This window comes from uncultured Nisaea sp. (assembly GCF_963974195.1).
Classification (GTDB): domain Bacteria; phylum Pseudomonadota; class Alphaproteobacteria; order Thalassobaculales; family Thalassobaculaceae; genus Nisaea.
Map to the genome: position 1 here is coordinate 1 of NZ_CAXBDC010000078.1, position 21,651 is coordinate 21,651.

At 65.2% G+C, this 21,651-nt stretch carries 5 protein-coding genes; all 5 read right to left on the reverse strand.

Going from position 1 to position 21,651, the window contains the following annotated elements; all coding sequences use genetic code 11:
• Window positions 1–3,284 (reverse strand): amino acid adenylation domain-containing protein (locus AAC126_RS16035; protein ID WP_339855077.1); only part of this gene is annotated, 3,284 nt, incomplete at its 3' end.
• Window positions 3,281–5,140, reverse strand: coding sequence for a non-ribosomal peptide synthetase (locus AAC126_RS16040; RefSeq protein WP_339855079.1), 1,860 nt, complete (start codon window positions 5,138–5,140; stop codon window positions 3,281–3,283). The genes AAC126_RS16035 and AAC126_RS16040, both read right to left, overlap by 4 nt.
• A gap of 19 nt (window positions 5,141–5,159) precedes the next feature.
• Window positions 5,160–7,031, reverse strand: coding sequence for an asparagine synthase (glutamine-hydrolyzing) (gene asnB, locus AAC126_RS16045; RefSeq protein WP_339855081.1), 1,872 nt, complete (start codon window positions 7,029–7,031; stop codon window positions 5,160–5,162).
• 2 nt (window positions 7,032–7,033) lie between these two features.
• Window positions 7,034–12,928: a condensation domain-containing protein gene (locus tag AAC126_RS16050; RefSeq protein ID WP_339855083.1), complete on the reverse strand. Its 5,895-nt coding sequence runs from the start codon at window positions 12,926–12,928 to the stop codon at window positions 7,034–7,036.
• Window positions 12,925–21,651: an amino acid adenylation domain-containing protein gene (locus AAC126_RS16055; RefSeq protein ID WP_339855084.1), complete on the reverse strand. Its 8,727-nt coding sequence runs from the start codon at window positions 21,649–21,651 to the stop codon at window positions 12,925–12,927. Before AAC126_RS16055 ends, AAC126_RS16050 begins: the two co-directional genes overlap by 4 nt.

The window sequence follows — 21,651 nt, forward strand, 5'->3', positions numbered from 1 at the left end:
GACTGAACGCCATCGGGGGCTGCACTGCCTTCGAGCTGAGCGAGGAACCAGAGTCTCTGCTGCGCGAAGGAGAGGGGGAGTGTGTCCCTGTCTTCGCGGGGGACAATCGGCGGTGCCAGCCGCTCAGCTGTCGTGCCGCGGCGTTCTGCCTCGATGGCGTCGGCCTGTGCTGCGAGGGTCGGGTGCTCGAACAGCAGGCGGAGGGCGATGTTGGTGCCGAAGGCGGTGCGGATGCGGGAGAGCAGCTGTGTTGCCAGCAGGGAATGCCCGCCGAGATCGAAGAAACTGTCGGCCCGGCCGATGGCGTCGCGCTTCAGCACGGAGGCCCACAGCCCTGCGAGCAGTTCCTCACCCGGTGTGGCGGGGGCGCCGGAGGCGGTGTGCTCCGAACCAGACGGCTCTGGCAGGGCGCGCCGGTCGAGCTTGCCCGTCACCGTCAGGGGCAATGCCTCCAGAACAATGATCTCCGATGGAACCATGTAGGACGGAAGCACGGCATGCAGGTCGCGGCGGAGCGTGGCGGCGTCTGCTTCCCCTGTGACATAGGCGACGATGCGGCGATGCTCGCCCTCGCCCGCGAGAAGGGCGACGGCTTCCTCGACGTTTGCGTGGTTGCGCAATGTTGCTTCGATCTCGCCGAGTTCGATACGGAAGCCTCTGAGTTTGATCTGGTGATCCGTGCGTCCGAGATAGTCGATGGCGCCGAGCTGGTTCCATCTGCAGAGGTCGCCTGTCTTGTAGAGGCGCCCGAAGACGGGATGCAGAATGAAGCGCTGGTTGGTCAGCTCGGGCTGATCGAGATATCCGTCAGCGAGCCCGTCGCCGCCAAGATGCAGCTCCCCCGGGATGCCTGCGGGGACGGGCTGGCCGTCCGGATCGAGGATGTGGGCAACCGTGTTCGCGATCGGAGAGCCGATGGGAACGGTGACGGCAGTGCCCGGCACCTCCTGCACCGGATGGGCTGTTGCGAAGGTGGTGCATTCGGTCGGCCCATAGACATGCAGCAGGCGCTTTGGCGCTCCGGCCTTGAGCACGGCACGGACCCAGCGCGGATCGACAGCCTCTCCACCGAAGAGCAACGTATCGAGAGAACCGAAGAGGGAAGGGTCGATCTGTGCCAGACGATTGAACAGCGCCGTGGTCAGGAACATGATGTTGAAGCGTTGTTCACGCAGAAGCCCGGCGAAGCGATCCGGATCGAGCACATCGTCGCGGTGAAGCAACTCGATGGCGGCACCATTGAGCAGCGCGCCCCAGATCTCGAAGGTGGCGGCATCGAAGGCGGGCGTTGCCGCCTGGGCGATACGGTCGCCGGGTTTGATCTCGATATAGTCTGTGTCGCGGACAAGGCGTGTGACCGCGCGCTGGGGCACCATGACGCCTTTGGGGCGCCCGGTGGAGCCTGAGGTGTACATGACATAGGCCAGACTGCCGCCATCGCTCCGCCCCGAGGGGACGGACGCATCGCAGGCGGCGATCTCTGCCGCGTCATTGTCGATCAGAAGCTGTGCGTAGCCTCCCTCCGGAAGCGCCTCCGCCAACCCCCGCTGGCTGAGCACCAGCCCGACCTTTGCCTCCTCAATCATATAGCCGAGGCGTTCGGCGGGCAGATCCGGGTCCAGCGGCAGATAGGCGCCGCCTGTCTTCAGGATGGCGAGCATGGCAACAACGAGATCAATGCCGCGTTCGAGACACAGCCCGATGACGGCACCGGGTTCGGGCTTGTAGTGCGCATCGATATAGGCCGCGAGCCTGCCAGCACGGTCATCAAGCTCCGTATAGGTCAGCGTGGTCTCACCAAAGCGCAGTGCGGGCGCATCGGGTGATGCAGCAACAATCTCTCCGAAGAGATCGGCCAGCGATGCCTCACGCGGATAGGCTGAGTCTCCCCCGGCCCAGCCTGCAAGCTCGGCCCGTTCTGCGCGGGTCAGCAGGGACAGGGTCCCGATAGGCGCTTCGGGTGCCGAGAGCAGGCGTTCCAATAGCCGTTCGAGATGGCTGCAGAGACGCGTCATGGCCGCGGTGCTGAACAGGCCGGTGCTGTAGATCAGGTTGAGGATCAGGCCGTCGCCGTCTTCGGCGAATTCGAAGATCAGGTCGTATTTCGCTGCTTCCGGTCCTGCCTCGAAGGGGCCTATCTGCAGGTCCGCGACGCGGGAGCTTGCCGCCGGAACGTTTTGCAGGGCGATCAGAACATCGAACAGGGGTGCCCGGGCGGCGTCGCGTTCCAGATCCAGATCGTCGATCAGATGTTCCAGCGAGTAATTCTGATGGGCGAAGGCTTCGTAGGCGGTGCGTGCCACCTGATCGAGCAGGGTGGTGAAGCCATCGCCGGGATCTATCTTGTCCCGCAGGGCGACGACATTCATGAACAGTCCGACGACTGTTTCTAGCTCCGGCCAGTCTCGTCCGGCGACGGGCGTGCCGACCGTGATGTCACGCTGGCCGCAATAACGGTAGAGCAGCGTCTTGACCAACGCGGTCAAGGCCATGAAGAGGGAGCTGCTCCGGTCCGTGGCCAGCATTTTCAGGGCCTGAACCTGGATCGGGTCGAATGCGTGTCGGAGGGTTGCAGCGGGCGCCAGCATGCGGCGCGGGCCGGGCATGTCGGAGGGCAGCTCCAGCAGCTCCGGGTCCGCCAGTTTTTCCATCCAGTAGTTTCGTGCTTCCTCCATCGCCTCACAGGCATTGGGCGAGCGCTGCCATGCGGCATAGTCACCGTAGTTCCGGCGGGGCGCGGGCAGGGCCAGCTCCGCACCCGAGACATGGGCCTGGTAGCGCAGCGCGAGTTCCTGCTGCAGCAGTTCCATCGACCATGCATCCGCGATGATGTGATGGACGATCAGGGCGAGCACCCAGTCCCCGTCGCCGAGCTTGCACAGGCGGACACGCCATAGGGGCGCCCGGGAGAGAGCGAAGGGAGCGGCGAGTTCTTCCTCGAGAAAGGCGCGGCACGCAGCCTCCGGGTCCGCCGTTCCGCTGACGTCGCTCTGCGTGAGAGGCGCGGATATGTGCGGCTCGACGATCTGCCGGAGCGCGCCGTCATGCATCTCGAAGCGGGTCCGCAGCATCTCGTGCCGGGCCATGATGCCGTCGAGGGTGGCTGTCAGGGCGGGCAGGTCGAGAGGGCCGCGCAATCTGAGGGCGCGGGTAATGACATAGGCGTCAATGGAGCGGTCCATCTGGGACAGAATCCAGAGGCGCTGTTGCGTGAACGAGCCGGGATAGGACTGCTTCGTGTCCGGCTCGACATCATCCGCCGGATAGAATTCCAGCGTGGTCATGGCCGGGCTCCCGCTTTGCCGCTTTGTTGTTGCGACCGGTCTTCCTGGATGCCGGCCGTTACCAGTTCCGGCTCGGCCACCGGGTTGTTTCCGGCGCCGCGTGCGGTCAGCGTCCGGGCAAGGCCGCGCACTGTGCCGCCCGGGAACAGTTCCTGCAGTTTCGTCTCGACCCCGAAGGTCTGATAGACGCGGGACAGAACGCGGATCGCTTTCAGGGAGTCGCCGCCGAGATCGACAAAGCTGTGCGTGACGCCGACCTTCGGAAGCTCCAGCACCTCCCCCCAGAGCGCGCCGAGGCTGCTTTCGATTTTGGTCGATGGGGCGACATAGGGGGCGTCGAGATAGAGCAGGTCGACGGGGGGCGGCAGGGCGCGGCGGTCGACCTTTCCATGCAGGTTCAGCGGGAACTGATCCATCGCGACAAAATGGGCGGGCTGCATGCCTGGCGGCAGCCAGTCGCCGAGATGTTGGCGGATCTCGGTGCCGGTGAGGGGCGTGCCGGAAATGTAATAGGCGGTGAGGCTCGGCTCCCGTGCCGCCGAACGGTGCGCGATGACGATCGCGGCCGTGATGGCCGGATGATGCCGGATCGCGGCCTCGACTTCGGCAAGCTCGATCCGGATGCCGTTGATCTTGACCTGATCGTCCTTCCGGCCCAGCAGCTCGACCGTATGGTCGCCCAGATAGCGGCCGATATCGCCGCTGCGATAGACGATATCCGGTGTGTCCGGGGTCAGGGGGTTCTGCACGAAAACCCCGGCCATGAGGTCCGGCGCGCCGAGATACCCCTTGCTCATGAACGGCGTCTTGATGAAGACCTCGCCGATCTCTCCCGGATCGCAAAGCTCACCATCCTTGATCACCAGCAGGGCGCTGTTGGGCAGAGGCTTGCCGACGGGCACCATGCGTCCCGGCTCGGCCGGCGTATCTCCGATCCGGTGAAACGCCTTGGCGAGTGTGGTCTCGGACGGGCCGTAGAGATTGGTGAGGCGGACACGGTCTCCCATGAGAGCTCGCCAGCGCTGGATGTCGGCGCCATAGAGCGGCTCGCCTGCCAGCAGAAGATCGTTCAGGCACGGCAGCCGCGATTTGGGTGTGGCGCCAGTTTCAAGCTCTGTCATGAGTTCGCGGAACAGGGACGGCACGCAATGTGTCAGCGTGATCCGGGCGTCTTCAAGCCAGGACAGCAGATGCCGGCTGCTGCCGCGCGCCTCCTCCGGCGGAATGCAGAGCGTTCCGCCCGCCAGCAGGGGCGTCAGGATATCGCGCAGGCTGACATCGAAGGTGGCGGGCGCGAGCTGGCTGATCCGGGTTTCCGTGCCGAGGCCGAATTCGCCGATTTCCCAATGCAGGAAATGGCTCAGCCCCTTCTGGCTGCCGAGGATCGCTTTCGGCGTTCCGGTCGAGCCCGAGGTGAAGACGATATAGCTGGCATCGTCGCCACCGGTCGTGATGTCCGGATTTTCCGTCCGGTCCAGCGACAGGTCCGCGAGGCGTTTTATCGGGGCGCCGGTCGCGAGTTCCGGCGTCTTGCCGGAGATCACGAGGGCAGGGTTGGCAACAGCAAGGATATGCGCCTGACGCTGGGGCGGTGCCGCGAGATCCAGCGGCAGGAAGATACCGCCCGCCTTGGCCGTGGCGAGCAGGGCGATCACGTAATCCACCCCGGCGGGCAGATGCAGGGCGACGACATCGCCCGTTCGCAAACCATGTTTCGCCAGCCCGTGCGCCACCCGGTTGGCGGCCTCATTCAATGCCTGATAGGTGATCGTGCGGCCGGGCTCCTCGATGGCGGTCCGGGGGCCGTTCTGTGCGGCGACATGCTCGAAAACGCTGTGCGGAATGAGTTTGTTCATGAATGCGGTCCTTGATGGCTCACAGAGGGGGGACATCGAAACACTCCCGGAAGATTTCGAAGGAGAGGACGATCATCAGCAGATCGGGCTCGAACGTGGTGTTCAGCCGGAAGCCGGGGTGCCGGTAGCGGGTTTTCAGGCGCTCCACCGTGTCGGCATTGAAATAACCGGCGCGCCTGATCCGGTCATGGCTCAGCAGGTCTTCGACCCAGGCGACGCCCTCCTGCAGCAGGGAGGCGCTTGAAGGCGCGACGAAACCGAATTTCTCGCGTCTGGTGATTTCTGGCGGCAGACGATGCGCGGCGAGGCGGCGCAACGGATATTTCTCTGTCATGTCACGCACGAGGCAGTCCGGCGGTGCGGTCCGGACCCACTCGATGACGTCAGGATCGAGGAACGGATAGCGGGCCTCGACCGAATGGGCGTAGGCGACCCGGTCGCCGTGATCGGACAGCAGATGATCGGCCAGGCGGAGTTTGAAATCCGCATAGGAACGCTGGTGCAACGGATGCCGGCCTTTCATCCTGGCGCTGTCGAGGGGGGCGTTCCGGCAGCAGTCAAAAGAGGCCAGACCGGCGGCGACATCCGGTGCGTAGAAAGCAGCCTTGGTCTCGGTAAATGCGCCATAATCGCGCTCATAGAAAAAGCCGGGATCGCCCCAGAGGCGTTCCTGGGTCTCCCGGTTGAGCTGGGCTTCCAGACTGAAATCATCCGCCGCGCCATGACGTTGCTGGTCGAGGCGATAGCCGACATAGCCGCCGAACAGCTCGTCCGCGCCCTCTCCGGTCAGAACCACCTTGAGGGCATTGCTGCGGACCAGGCCCGAGAGGGCGAGCGAGCAGGTGTTGTAGGTTTCCTTGAGCGGCGCCTCGGCATGCCAGACCGCCTGACGCAGGCGGCTCTGGATCGCGTCGCTGTCGAAGATCTCGGTGTGATGGCGGGCGCCGACCTGGCGGGCCATCAGGTCCTGCATGGCCCGCTCGTCGATCAGCTTGTCGGTGAAGCCGATCGAGAAAGCGTGCCGGGCGCGGTTCAGGTAATGAGCGTCGTCATGTTCGCTGATCAGGCTGGCGATCAGCGCGGAATCGAGGCCGCCACTCAGATAGAAACCGACATCCACGTCGGCCTGCAGACGGCGGGCAACGGAGGTGCGCAGCCGGTCTTCCAGATCCTGGTAATCCGGCTCAGCCGCCGGGTCCAGATCCTTTGCCAGCGGATAGTCGAGATCCCAGTACGGCGTAACGGTGAGCCTGCCTTCTTCCAGCGTGAGCAGATGTCCCGGCGGCAGGCTGCGCACGTCGGCGAACAGGCTGTTCGGGCTGACCGGGCCGGGGAAGGTCAGCACCTGATCCAGCCCGGTCATGTCGACCCGGCGGCTGACCATCGGGTGTTCCAGCAGCGCCTTGATCTCGGAGGCGAACAGCAGCACGCCGTCGCGATAGACATAGAAAAGCGGCGCGATGCCCGCCTGGTCCCGTCCCAGCAGAAGCCGGTCCCGTGCCCGGTCATGGAGTGCGAAGGCGAACTGGCCGTTCAGCCGTTCCACGAAGGAGGGGCCGTATTCCTCGTAAAGATGGACCAGCACCTCCACGTCGACCTGCGCCCGGAAGCAGTGCCCCCGGCGGATGAGATCGTCGCGCAGCTCCCGGTGATTGTAGATCTCCCCGTTACAGACGAGAGTGATTGCATCGTCTTCATTGCGGATCGGTTGGTCCCCGCCATCCAGATCTATGATCGCAAGACGGCGAAACCCGAGCGCCAGACCGGGAGCGCAGGAGAATGTCTCCTTGTCCGGCCCCCGGTGCGCCAGTGTGTCGGTCATGCGCCGCAACAGGGCCATGTCGAACGGGGCGGGCGCATCAGGGTTATGGCATCCGACGAAACCGCACATGGCTAGAACACCTCGTCGAGATTGAGGGCGCTGGAGAGGAAGTCGGCCTTCTCTGTTTCCGATCCTCCGGTCTCTCTTCCGAGGCGGGCGCAGAGGGCGCGGACATTCTGTTCCGGGTTCGCGGCAACGCTTCTGAGCAGGATCAGGTAATTCTCGGCCAATGCCCGGATCTGCGCTTCCTCATACCGTTCACAGTTGTAGGCAAACTCCATGGCGAGACCGGTGGAGGCGTCGTTCATCATGACGTTCAGATCGAAGAGGGCGCTTTCATTTTCGAGGAGGAAGCCCTCCAGCGTCAGATCGCCGAGCCGCAGGTCGAGATCCTGGCTTGGCATCAGATTGAGCATGATCTCGAAAAGCGGTGTCTGCTTTTCACCCGGAACTGCCAGATCCTCGACCAGCCGGTCGAACGGATAGGATTGATGCGCGAAGGCCTCGGTCACGGTCGTACGGACGCGCCGCAGCAGATCCTTGAAACTTTCGCGCCGGGTGATGTGATCGCGCAGAACCAGATTGTTGAGGTAAAGCCCGATCTGGCCTTCAAGCTCCGCCTGTTCGCGACCGGCCACCGGGGTGCCGACAATAATGTCGTCCTGACCGCTCGCCTGATGCAGCAGGACCTTGAAGGCTGCGGTCAACAGCGTGAACAGGGTGATCTTCTGATCGCGGCACAGATCGAGCAACAGATCGCGTTCGGCCCGCTCCAGCGTCACGAAGATCTGGCCGCCGCTGAAGCCGTGTTCCTGGCCTTTCGTATAGTCTCTGGCGAGTCCGAGAGAGGGGCGTTCGCCCTGAAGCCTGTCCAGCCAATAGGCGCGATGAGATGCCATGGCCGCGCTTTCCACACCGCTGGTCTGCCAGACCGCGAAGTCCCGGTATTGCAGCTTCAGGGGCGGGTGCGCGGGCGCGCTGCCGTCACGGAAGGCGCTGTAGGCCTCGTGCAGCTCGCGCATCAGGACATTCAGGCTCAGACCGTCGCAGACGATATGATGCAGGCTGATCAGCAGCACGTGATCGTCCGCGGAAAGGGACAGCAGCTCGGCACGAAGAAGCGGCGGCTGGGTCAGATCGAAAGGCCGCCGGGCTTCCGTGCGGGCCGCCGCGCGCGCTTCGGCGACGGGATCCTCCGCTTTCGAGATATCCCTGACCGGGAGCATGAAAGGCAGGCCGTCCCGGATTTCCTGACGGGGTATGCCTTCACGCATCACGAAGGCGGTGCGCAGGCTTTCGTGGCGGCCGAGGATATACGCGAAAGCCGCACGCAACGCTTCGGCATCAAGCGGGCCGCGCAGGCGCATATTGTAGGCCATGTTGTAGGCGACCGAGGCATCCTCGGATTGCGACAGGATCCACAACCGTTTCTGGCCGTGCGTCAGCGGGTAATCCGGGGCGGGATCCGCGGGCAGGATGATGTTCGTGCTCCGGTCTCCGTCCGCGTCATTGCCTGCCTCTATGGTGCCATCTGCCATAAGCCGGGCCGTAAGACCGGCCACGGTCGGGTGCTCGAACAGGGCGCGCACTTCGAGACGGCTGTTGAAGTGGCGGTTGATCTGCGCGATCAGGCGGGTGCCGAGCAGGGAATCCCCGTTCAGGGCAAAGAAATCGTCATGCGGGCCGACCTGTTCGAGCCCGAGGGCCGCGCACCAGAGCGCCGCCATTGCTGTCTCCGGCCCGCTATCCGCATGCTCGTCCATGCTGCCGGTGTGCTTTCCGGTTTCAGGCAGAGGTGATTGATGTCCGCGTGCCTGACGGTCCGCGAGATCGGTGGTGGAGACGGCGACCTGACCGGAGAAACATCCGTTGAACAGAAATTCGAAGGCTGCCCGGCCCTCCTCCGGCGTGATGGACTCACTGCGCAAGCGGCTTTCGAAGGCGGATTGACCGGTGGGGGCTGCCTCGAAATCCCAGCCGTCCCAATTCACGCTGATCCATGTGGCTTTGCTCGTCCGTTGCCGTTCCCTGGCCGTGGCGTCGAGCACGCTGTTGGCGCCTGCATAGGCAGCGAAACCGAGCCCGCCGAGCACGGCCGACAATGAGGAGAAGAGCATGAAGAAGTCGGGCGGCACCTCGGCGAAAACCTGCTCGAGCGCGCTGAGGCCGCCGGCCTTGGCATGGAACGCCGCCGCACGGTCGGCCGGCGTGAGTGTGCGGATTTCGCGATAGGTTTCCGAAGCGGGCTGGACCGCTGCATGGATCACCCCGTCGATCCGGCCAAACATCTCTTCGGCGAGGGTTCTGGCGCGGATCATGTCGTCCGGATTGCCTGTATCGGCGCGGATCGCGAGCACCCGGCCCCCACTCCGTTCGATGGCGGCAATGCGCCCGGATTGCATGTCCGTCGGAGCCGATCGTCCGATCAGCACGAGCCGTGCCTCGACGCGTTCGGCGAGATATTCCGCCAGCAGCATGCCGATCCGGCCAAGACCGCCGGTGATCAGATAGACGCCCTTGTGCCGCAACCGTTTCGGCAGTCCCTCACCGGGCAGGGTCGCGGGCGCAGGCTCGAAAAGCTGGCCCCAGCGGTAACGGCCCCGCAAGGCGACGCGCCGGGCGGTATCGGGGGCGGCCAGCTCTCGAACCAGTGTGTCGAGGCAAGTGTTCCGCGTGGTGCCTTCACCGTCCGGAACGACGATATCGATGCTCCGGCAGGAGATGTGCGGGAGTTCCTGGGGAATGACCAGTACCGGCCCCATCGCGGCAGCGGCATGCGGGGTTAGGTCTTCTTCGCCATTCACCTCCTCGACACCACGGCAGACCAGAGTGATCTCCGCCGGCTCATCGGCCCGGCGCTCCGCAAGGGCTTGGGCGGTGGCGATCAGGCTTTGAAAGACAAGAGTGTCGCGATCCGGCATGTCCGCGCGGAGCGACCAGAGATGCACAATGCGGCCGGGTGTGATGCCGACGCCGGCAAGGGTGTCCAGCAAGGTGCCGAAATCCTGCCAGGCTCCGGGACGCACCATGAAAGTGTCGGCGGTGAGGCTGAAGAAACCGGGACCGGCGCGCGCAATGACGACACGCTCGCCGCGTGCCCGCAGGCGGTCGGCCAGATCGCCGCCAATCCCGTCCGCGTCCCCGACCAGAAGCCACGGGCGCCTGTTCTCCGTTGCGGGCGCTTGATCGTCGTCATTCCAGGGCAGGCGTTTCCAGGTCGGCCTATAGAACCATTTGGCGACATCGTCGCGCTTGCCAATGTCGGGCGCGGGCACGGTGCCGGTGGGGATTGCATCCACCCAGTGGCGGGCGCGTTCGAACGGATAGCCCGGCAGGGGCACCCGACCGCGATCCGGCTCGGCGAATGCCTCCCACTCGACGTCCCCTCCTTGCTGCCAAAGCGAGCCGAGACTGGTGAGCAGCATCTTGTGATCGTCTGTCGCACTCCCGGCGGGTGGCAGGGAGGCCAGCGCATGGGTTTTCGGCCCGGCGATCCGGCGCACCATGGCCGTCAGGGCCTGTCCGGGGCCGATTTCGAGGAAGATGGCGTCCGGATAGTCTCGCAGCACGCAGTCGATGCCGTCCCGGAAGGCGACCGGCGCGCGCAGATGGCGCACATACATGGCGGGATCGCGCGCTTCCTCCGCACCGATCCAGCTCCCGGTCACGTTCGAGACATAGGGGATTTCGGGATCATTCAGGGGGTGGCGGCGGACCTCCTTCCCGAACGCTTCAAGCACCGGGTCCATGAGTGCGGAATCGAAGGCGTGGGACACATTGAGCCTTTGCGCCTGATGCCCTTCCGCCTCCAGCCGTTCGGCCAGTGCCTCGATCGCGGTGCTGGCGCCGCTGACAACGCAGCGGTCCGAGGCATTGATGGCAGCGAGGTCCAGGCCATCGGCGAGAAAAATCTCCAGATCCTGCGGCGGCATTGCCACGGCCAGCATCGCCCCGGCAGGTGCGGATTGCATCAGGCGGCCACGCGCGGCGACAAGGGCCAGAGCGGTATCCAGATCCATCACACCGGAGAGGCAGGCGGCGACATATTCGCCCAGACTGTGGCCGATCAGCGCCGCCGGCCGGATGCCCCAATGGCGCCAGAGTGCGGCCATCGCATATTCGATCGCAAACAGGGCAGGTTGCGCCAAGGCGGTCTGGCGCAGGCGCTCTCCGGCCGCTTCTTCGTCCATCGCCGCACCGGGATAGAGCAGGGCAAGAAGGTCCTGGCCGATATGCGGCTGCAAACGGGCGGCACAATCGTCCAGCGCCGCGCGGAAGACCGGCTCGCGTTCATAGAGCGCGCGGGCCATGCCCGGATACTGGCTGCCTTGACCGCTGCACAGGAAGATGACGGGCGGTGGCCCTTCCGGTGATGCGGATATGGCCGAGACACTCAGCAGCGCGTCGCGCGCTTCCGAAACGTTCCCGGCAACGATCGCGGCGCGGTGACGGAAGGCGCGCCTTCCGCATTGCAGGGTGAAGGCTGTATCGCTCAGGGACTCTTCAGGATGCTCCCCTAACCATGTCGCGAGTGCTTGGCTGCGTCCGGTGAGGGCTGCTTCGCTGCGCGCACTGACTGGCAGGAGTTGAAACGGGCGCTGGTCCGGCGCTGTGTGTCTGTGCGGGGCTTCCTCAAGCACGACATGCGCGTTGGTGCCGCCGATACCGAAAGAGCTCACGCCCGCGCGCCGCGGGGTGCCGTCCGCTGCCTCCGGCCAGGGCAGGAGGTCCGCGTTCACGGAAAGGCCACTGGCGGCGAAGTCGATCTCCGGGTTTGGGTGTTCGAAATGCAGGCTCGGCGGGATCTCCCGTTGGCCGAGGGCGAGCACCGTCTTGATGAGCCCGGTTATCCCGGCCGCTTCGTCAAGATGTCCCAGATTGGTTTTCACCGATCCGATATGACGGCCCACGCCATCGGGTCCAAACACCTGTGCAAGAGCCGCGATCTCGATGGGATCGCCAAGCGGGGTGCCGGTGCCGTGGGCTTCGATATAGCCGATGCTGGCAGGATCGGTTTCGCCGACTTCAAGGGCTTCGGCGATCACGCGGGCCTGACCGGTGACGCTGGGGGCGGTGTAGCCGGCCTTGTCGGCACCGTCGTTATTGACCGCCGAGCCCCGGATGACGGCATGGATACGATCGCCGTCCGCCTCCGCGTCGGCAAGGCGCTTCAGGACCACGATGGCGGCACCATTGCCGCCAACGGTGCCCCTGGCTTCGGCGTCGAAGGCGCGGCAATGACCGTCGGGCGAGAGGATGCCGCCTGCCTGATGCAGATAACCCGTATCCTGCGGCACCTGGATCGACGCCCCGCCCGCCAGCGCCATGTCGCACTGATAGTCCAGCAGGGCCTGGGCGGCGAAATGCACGGCGACGAGCGATGTGGAACAGGCGGTGGTGATGCAGGCGCTCGGACCGGTGAGGTTCAGCTTGTAGGAGATCCGGGTCGCCAGATAATCCTTGTTGTTGCCGATCTGGACCGGCAGTTCCCCGGCTCCGGCCAGACTGGCCCGGTTGGGATAGAGATTGTTGAGCAGATAGCTGCTGGGCCCGCAGCCGACATAGACGCCGACCGTCCCCTCGACGCGTTCCGGATCGTGGCCGCTATGCTCCAGCGCGTTCCACGCCAGCTCCAGCATGACCCGGTGTTGCGGATCGGTGATCCGGGCCTCACTCGGCGGCATCTGGAAGAAGTTGGCATCGAACATCTCGATCCCGTCGAGGGCGCCGTTCACGGGCACATAGCTCGCCTCGCGAAAAAGCGCTTCGGGAACGCCGGCGGCGCGCAGGGCATCGGGCTCGAAGCGGGTCAGACCTTCGTTCCCCTCCCGCAGGAGACGCCAGAGAGCATCCACCCCGTCCGCCTTCGGGAACCGGCCCGCCATGCCGACGATGGCAATCAGGTCCCGGTCGGTGTCGGCGTTCTGCCCGGCCTCTGGGGGAGTGGTCAGCGGGGAAGTGGTCATTGGGCCCGGCCTCCATGCTGCTTCTGTTTTTCGCGCGTTCTGGTTTTGCCGCGTCCGCGTGTGGCACCGCGCCGCTTCGCCGCCCGCTTCGCAGCTTCGCCGGATGCGGCATCCCCGCTCGAAGCGTCCAGTGCGGCCGCCAGGGCTGCCGGTGTCGGATGCTGGAACAGCAGAACGATGCTGATGTCCCGCCCGACCAGATCCTGGATCCGGGCGCGGGCCCGCACGGCGAGCACGGAATGCGCGCCATGCTCGAAGACGTTCTGCTCAAGGCCGAGACCCGGGTGCCCCAGCAGCTCCCGCCAGAGGGCGAGGATCTGGCTCTCGCGTTCCGTTCGGGGCGCGCGTCCCGTGTCCTCCGCCGCCCCGGCAACTGTTTCCGGGCTGGGCAGGGCACGGTGATCGAGCTTGCCGTTGATGGTCAGCGGCAGCCGTTCCAGCGGGATGAAGCGGGCCGGGATCATGTAGGCGGGAAGCCGCGCCTGCAGATGCTGACGCAGGCTATCCGCCGTGGGATCGCCATCGCCGGGTATGTAATAGCCGGTCAGGGATTTATCGCCGGCCCGCTCATGCAGGGTGACGGCTGCCTCGCGGACTTCCGGATGCTGGCTCAAGGCCGCCGAGATCTCGCCAAGCTCAATGCGGAAGCCGCGCAGCTTCACCTGGCTGTCGAGACGGCCCAGATATTCAAGCTCGCCATCACTGCGTCGCCGCACCTTGTCGCCCGTGCGGTAGAGCCGTTCACCCGGCCGGAAGGGGCTCTGGATGAAACGTTCGGCTGTCAGTTCTGGCCGCCCGAGATAACCGGCGGCGAGACCCGGCCCGCCGACGAACAGCTCGCCCGGAACGCCGTCTGGCACGGGCTCCAGAACCGCGTCCAGGACATAGAGCTGCAAGTCGGGGATCGGCACGCCGATCAGGCTGGCCGGTCTTTCCGCGTCACTGGCGGAAAGCGGCCGATAGGTCACGTGAACGGTCGTTTCGGTAATGCCGTACATGTTCACGAGTTGCGGCTGGCGGTCGCCACGATGCTCGAACCAGCTCCGCAGCATTGTCGGATCGAGGGCTTCGCCGCCGAAGATCACGTATCTGAGGGCAAGCGGGGTGGCCTGCTCCGGATCGGCTTGCAATAACTGGCGGAAGGCCGAGGGAGTCTGGTTCAGCACCGTGACCTGTTCGCGATGCAGCAGATCGAGGAACCGGTCCGGCGCGCGGCTGACATCGTAGGGCACGATGACCAGCCGTCCGCCATGCAGCAGTGCCCCCCATGTCTCCCAGACGGAGAAGTCGAAGGCGAAGGAATGGAACAGGGTCCAGACATCCGTCGGCCCGAAACCGAACCAGTCATCCGTCGCGGTGAACAGACGCATCGTATTGGCGTGGGTGATCACCGTGCCTTTCGGCTCTCCGGTACTGCCGGAGGTGTAGATCACATATGCCGCGCGGTCCGGGTGTTGCTGGCGGGCAGGGTTACTGCCGTCACCCACGTCCGATGTCTCAGTGTCATCCAGCAGACACAGCGCACAGTCTCCCTCTCCGGCGAGTGCGGAGAACTCCTTGAGCGTGATCAGGACAGGGGCCTGCGCGTCCCGCAGGATGAAGGAGAGACGGGATGCTGGTGCGTTGGGATCGAGAGGCAGATAGGCGCCGCCTGCCTTCAGGATCGCCAGCATGGCGACGATCAACTCGGCCGAGCGCGGCAGGCAGAGCCCGATCAGCGGCGCGTCTTCGCCCTCCGGGGTTTCGGTTAACCCGCGCAGGCGGTGGGCGAGCCGATTGGCCCGGGCGTTCAGCTCCGCATAGTTCAGATGCTCCCCGCCGTCGCTGACCGCAACCGCATCCGGGGTTCTGGCCGCCTGTGCCTCGAACCAGTCCGCAAGGCCGGCATGTGCCGACGTGGTTTGCGCGAACGGACTGTTCCGGGACAGTAGCGCAGTGCGGTCCTCCGGAGAAAGAAGCGGAAGGCGTCCGATTGTCTCTTGCGGGGCATCGACCGCGCTCTCGGCGAGAACCGTCCAGCAGTCCATCTGGCGCCTGATACTGGCTTCCTCGAACAGATCACGGTTGAAGCGCAGCTCCAGTTGCAGACCGGTTGCCGTCTCGGCAAAACTCCAGAGCTGATCGAACTGGCTCGTGCCGTAATCCAGCGCGAGCGATGTGATTTCCAGGCCGGGAAGATTAAGGGCGACATTCTCCGTGTTCTGGAAGACGACCATCACATCGAACAGCGGGTTACGGCTGGGATCGCGCGGCACGTTCAGGTCTCGGACAATCTCGTCGAACGGATAATCCTCGTGCGCATAGGCCTCTATCGATGTCCGGCGCACCCGGTTGAGCAGGTCCGCAAAATTGTCTGTCCCGCTGACACTGTCGCGCAGAACCAGCGTGTTGACGAAGAAGCCGATCTGGCCTTCCAGATCCATATGCCCGCGCCCGGCTGAGGGAACGCCGAGGCTGATATCCTCCGCCCCGCTGATCCGGTGCAGGAAGACTTTTACCAGCGCCGTCAGCACCATGAAGAGGCTCGTCCCGTGGGCCTGGGCGAGTGTGTTGAGACTGTCCAGCATGCCCGCATCCAGGGTCCGCCGCAGCCGTCCCCCGTTATAGGTTTTGACCGGCGGACGCGGGAAATCGCAGGGCAGCTCCAGCGGCGGCGGCAGGTCGCCGAGCTGTTTCTGCCAGAATGCGCGGTGGGCACCCGCCCGCTCCGTCAGGCGTTGGGACTGCCAAGCGACATAGTCGCGATGCTGGATGGCGAGCGGCGGCAGGTTGGCATCGCCATTCTCCAGCGCGGCCCTATAGAGCACCATGATTTCGCGCACCAGCACGTCCATGCTCCAGCCGTCGGAGATGATGTGATGCATGTTGAACAGCAGGACATGATCGTCCGCGCCGAGCCGCAGCAGATGCAGGCGGATCAGTGGCGCCCGGCTGAGATCGAAACCCCGTCGCGCATCCTCAAGGGCATGCTGTCTTGCGGCGGCGAGCGGGTCCGCCTCCCGGCTGAGGTCGATCAGCTCAAGCGGAACGGCGCCCGGTTCCCCGACCCGCTGGCGCAATGTGCCGTCCCGCTCCAGGAAGCTGGTCCTGAGGCTTTCATGACGGGCGATCATGGCCCCGAGGGCATGCCGCAGGCTTTCCGTCTCCAGCAACCCGCGTACCCGCAGGCTGTTGGCCATGTGATAGGCCTCGCCCCCATCCATCTGCGCGAGGAACCAGAGACGCTGCTGCGCGTAGGACACAGGATAATCCTCGGCATCGGCAAGCCTCTGGATCGGCTCCAGGGCACTGTTCTCCTGCCGGTCGAGGAGTTCCGCCTGGGCGGCAATTGTCGGGTTGTTGAAGATATCCCGCAGGGTCAATTCCTTGCGCAGCCGGTCCTGCAGGCGGCTCAGCACCTGGGTTGCCTTCAGGCTGTGGCCGCCAAGCTCGAAGAAATTCTCGTCGGTACCCGGAGGCGCGATCCCGAGCACCTCGGCCCAGATCTGCTGCACCGTTGTCTCCGTCGGCGTTGCGGGCGCCGAGCCGTTGCCGGAAAGCGGGGCGAGGATGCGCGGTGCCGGCAAAGCCCGCCGGTCGATCTTGCCGTTCGGCAGAAGCGGGAAGCGATCCATCACCACGAAGCTCGACGGGATCATGTGCTCCGGCAAACGGCCCTTCAGATCCTGGCGCAGGCGCGGCAGCAGGTGACGGGTGAAGCTCTCGCTCAGCGGATTGCTGGTCAGCCCGGCAAAGAGATCTTCGGGATGCGGCGGGGTTTCGACGATTTCCCGCTGCAAGAGACTGGCGGCAGGGTCCGGGATCGCGGCGTGACCTTTTGGCCGGAACAGCACGGCCAGCTCGCCGCAATCGCTTTCCGGCTCCCAGAAGATCTCGACCTCTACCGGCAGGGTGTCCTGCAGTCCCCAGAGCTGTTCCGGATCGAGCCCCTGACCGGCAGCCTCGGCCATTCTGCTCTTTGCCGTCTCGACCTTCGCATTCGACGGGGCTTCCTCAAGCCAGCCAAGCAGGGCGCGCATCTCGTCGAGCCGTGCGTTCGGAATGTTGCGCAGGGCCCAGATTCCGGAGACGTTTTCCAGGCGGTCCCGGATGTCGTCCAGTGCCGGACGCTCCTTCCGCCAATCCTCCCAGTCGATATCCGTCCGTGCGCCGTCATCCGGCACAGTGTCCGGCCCGGCGACCCGGATCACGACATCGTATCGGAAGCAGGTCATCTCATTGTGGACCGTGCCGCGCTTCGGCCGGATCTCCACCCCGGAGATACGGGGCAGAACCTGACGAAGCACTTCGAAGAACATTGGCGCGACGGCAAGTTCCTGCTCGCGGGAGAGCTGGTCCTCGATTCGTCCGGCAAGTTCGGCGCGGGTCACGTCGGGCGCCGCCTTGAAGCATTGCACGGCGCCGTGATAGCCGCGCAGAAGAGGCAGGCTGCGCACGTCGCCGACGAAGATCGCACCGCCATCGGCGCAGCGCGCGACGGCTTCGCGCAGCACGGCAAGCAGGTAATCGCGGGTCGGGAAATACTGGATCACCGAATTCAGCACGAGCGTGTCGAAACTGCCCGGCGCGATCCCCTGAAAATCGTCGGCGGTTTGCGCCCGCAATTCGGCGTCACTCAGCCTCTCGACGGGAAGCCGGTTCTGCCGTGCCTTAAGCTGCGCGATGGCGACGGCAGACAGGTCCGTGCCGAGATAGTGCGCGCATTCCGGCACCAGCCTGTAGAGCAGCAGGCCGGTGCCGCAGCCGATTTCCAGTAGGTTTTCGGGCTTCAGTGCAAGGATGCGCGAGATCGCGTTATCGACGCATTCCCGCATTTCTTCGGCCGACAGGGGCTCGCCGGTGAAGGTGCTGTCCCAGCCGATGGTGTTGAAGGTGGCATCTTCTTCTGCCGCGGATTCGTCGGCATAGCTGGCCTCGTGCAGCTCCTTCCAGAGCGCGACCTGATCCTGAACCAGCTCCGACGCTTCGGCGTCCGGCATCCGGACCTGCATGTAGGCAGCCAGGCGTCGCTCGTCCGAGGCATCCACGAAGTCCTGAACCAGAACCTCGCGGATCTGGGGATTGCGGCCGATGGCGGCTTCGATCTCGCCCAGCTCGACCCGGAAGCCCCGGATTTTCACCTGTCCGTCGATACGGCCGAGATAGTCGAGAGTGCCGTCCGGCCGCCAGCGCCCGAGATCGCCGGTGCGATAGAGGGTGCCGCCGAAGGTTTCACCCGCGTGGGGATTGTCGACGAACGTCCCGGCGGTCAGCTCCGGCCGGCGCCAGTATCCGTCCCCGACGCCGATGCCGCTGACACAGATCTCTCCGGGCACACCGATGGGCAAGAGCGCAAGGGACGGGCTGAGGATCTGTACGGACATATTGTCGACGGGCATGCCGATCGGAACCGTCACCTGGTCGGCCGGCAGCGGCATGTCGATCACGCTCTGGCATACATCGTCGGCGGCTTCCGTTGGTCCATAGGCATTGATCAGCGGGATATCCGGCCAGAGCGAAAGCCAGCGGTTCACCAAGGCGACGGAGACGGATTCTCCGGTAACCATGGCCTGCTTGAGATCGGGCAATGCCCTGCGGTCGCCGGGCAGGCCATCCGCTTCGTTCATCAGGCTTTCGAGAACCACGGGCACCAGTTCGATCAGGCTGACGCGGCTCTCGCGGATCAGGGAAAGCAGGGCGCGCGGCGAGGCGACGGTCTCGAAATCCGCGAAAACGACACGCCCGCCGACCAGAAGCGGTCCGAGGCATTGCCAGACCGAGATGTCCGAGGATGCGGGCGCGCTTTGCAGGATGGCCCCGCCGGCACCGAAATCGAGCAGCCGGAATTCGGCGAAGATATGGTTGAGCGCGCCTTCATGGCGCACAAGCGCGCCTTTCGGCCGGCCCGTCGAGCCTGATGTATAAAGCAGGTAGAGCGGATCGCGGGGGCCGCTGGTGGGGGGCGGGTTCTCGTCCGGTTGCGCCGAGAGAGCGCTGGCCATATGCACCCGGACCCCGATCGGGCTGTTCTCCAGCGTCGTATTGCCGCCGCACAGAATGACGTCTCCGACCGTCTCCGGCAGCCCCTCCTCCGAGAATACTGCAAGGCTGTCGCCATCCGCCACGAGGATGGCGGCGGTGCTGTCTTCCAGCATGTGATGCAGCCGTGCACCCGGATAGGCCGTGTCGAGCGGCAGGAACATGCCGCCCGCCTTGATGATGCCGAGTATGCCCGCGAGATAATCGAGGCCGCGGGGCACCAGGACGGCGACCGGATCCCCCGGCGCGACATCCAGTGCGATCAGGAGACTGGCGAGCCTGTTCGCGCGCCGGTTCAACTCGGCATAATCGAGGCTGACCCCGTGCGCTTCCGCCGCCACGCGCTCCGGCGTCGCCGCGACCTGGGCCTCGAAGGCTTCGGCGAGGCTCTGCGCGACCGGATGGACGATATCCGGTCCGTTCGACAATGCGAGAACGGCAGCCCGTTCATCCGGCTCCATCAGGGGCAGAAGGTCGACCGGCGTCTCCGGCGCGGCAGCGATCGCGCGCAGCAAGACCGTGAAATGACCGGTCATGCGCGCGACCGTGTCGTGGTCGAACAGGTCCCGGTTATATTCGATGACGCCCTCCAGCCCGTCATCCATGTCCCAGAAATCCAGAACCAGATCGAACAGGGCGGCGCGGCGGTCCACATGCACGGAGCTGAGCGTCAGCCCCCGCACGTCCTCCCGGTCGAGCGGCATGTTCTGCAACGCCATCATGACCTGGAAGACCGGATTGCGGCTGAGATCGCGGTCCGGCTGCAACTCGTCAACCAGATGTTCGAACGGTAGGTCCTGGTGTGCATAGGCGTCGAGCGCCATTTGCCGGACCTGGTCCAGCAGGGCGAGTATGCCGGCTGTCCCCGACAGTCTGACCCTGAGCGCCAGCGTATTGACGAAGAAGCCGACCAGCTCCTCGGTCTGGGCGTTGGTGCGGTTGGCGATCGGCGATCCGACGACGATATCGTCCTGCCCGCTATAGCGGTACAGCAGCGCGGAGAAGCCAGCCAGCAGGGTCATGAACAGGGTCGCGTCATGCGCCCGGCCGAGCTGTTTCAGGCTGTCGCGTGTTTCGGCCTCGATGGTGAAGCGCAGGCTGCCGCCCCGGAAGCTCTGCACCGCCGGCCGTGGCCGGTCGGTCGGCAACGAGAGCATGGGCGGCGCGTCGGCCAGTTGATCCCGCCAGTAGCCCAGTTGTTGTTCCAGCACATCGCCGGTGAGCCAGTCCCGCTGCCAGGCGGCGAAATCGGCATACTGGACCGGCAGCGGCGGCAGCCCGTCGCCGGTGCCGTCCAGATGGGCCGCGTAGGCGCGGGCCAGCTCACCGGACAGGACGTTGAGCGACCAGCCGTCGATGACGATGTGATGGAAGGTGAGGAGCAGGACATGCTCCTCCGGCGCCAGCAGAACCAGCTCCGCACGCAGCAGTGGCGGGACACCAAGATCCGGGAAAGGCTCCCGCGCGGCCCGTTCCGCCTCGGCCAGCATGGCGGCTTCCCGTCCGGTCGCGGGTGTCCCGGTCAGGTCGATCTCGCGCAAGGGAACGTCAAGCCGGTCGAGGATGATCTGAACCGCCTCACCGTCGCGATTGCGGAAGGCGGTACGCAACACCTCATGGCGGGCGACCAGTTTGTTGAGGGCGAAGCGCAGCGCTTCCTTGTCCAGATGCCCGCGCAACCGCAGTGCCAGCGGGGTGTTGTAGAAAGGATTGTCCGGCTCCAGCTGAGCGAGGAACCAGAGGCGCTGTTGCGCGAAGGAGAGGGGGAGGGTGTGCCTGTCTTCGCGGGGGACAATCGGCGGCGCCAGCCGCTCAGCTGTCGTGCCGCGTCGCTCGGCCTCGATGGCGGCGGCCTGTGCTGCGAGGGTTGGATGCTCGAACAGCAGGCGGAGGGCGATGTTGGTGCCGAAGGCGGTGCGGATGCGGGAGAGCAGCTGGGTTGCCAGCAGGGAATGCCCGCCGAGATCGAAGAAACTGTCGGCCCGGCCGATGACGTCACGCTTCAGCACGGAGGCCCACAGCCCTGCGAGCAGTTCCTCGCCCGGTGTTGCGGGGGCGCCCGAGGCGGCCTGCTCCGAACCAGACGGCTCCGGCAGGGCGCGCCGGTCGAGCTTGCCCGTCACCGTCAGGGGCAATGCCTCCAGAACAATGATCTCCGACGGAACCATGTAGCTCGGGAGCATGGCATGCAGATCGCGGCGGAGCGTGGCGCCGTCTGCTCCTCCTGTGATATAGGCGACGATGCGGCGATGCTCGCCCTCGCCCGCGAGAAGGGCGACAGCTTCCTCGACGTTTTTATGCGCTCTGAGTGTTGCTTCGATCTCACCGAGCTCGATACGGAAGCCTCTGAGTTTGATCTGGTGATCGGTGCGGCCGAGATAGTCGATGGCGCCCCCTCCGGAGAGAGCGCGGTTCCATCTGCAGAGGTCACCGGTGCGATAGAGACGCCCGAAGACGGGATGCAGAATGAAGCGCTCGTTGGTCAGCTCGGGCTGGTCGAGATAGCCGTCAGCGAGACCGTCGCCGCCAAGATGCAGCTCCCCCGGGATGCCTGCGGGGACGGGCTGGCCGTCCGGATCGAGGATGTGGGCAACCGTGTTCGCGATCGGAGAGCCGATGGGAACGGTGACGGCAGTGCCCGGCACCTCCTGCACCGGATGGGCTGTTGCGAAGGTGGTGCATTCGGTCGGCCCATAGACATGCAG

What these genes read in the sequence shown, in the direction of transcription:
- AAC126_RS16040 (WP_339855079.1), bottom strand. Translation starts at nt 5,140, where the DNA reads ATGAACAAACTCATTCCGCACAGCGTTTTCGAGCATGTCGCCGCACAG.
- AAC126_RS16050 (WP_339855083.1), bottom strand. Translation starts at nt 12,928, where the DNA reads ATGACCACTTCCCCGCTGACCACTCCCCCAGAGGCCGGGCAGAACGCC.
- asnB (WP_339855081.1), bottom strand. Translation starts at nt 7,031, where the DNA reads ATGTGCGGTTTCGTCGGATGCCATAACCCTGATGCGCCCGCCCCGTTC.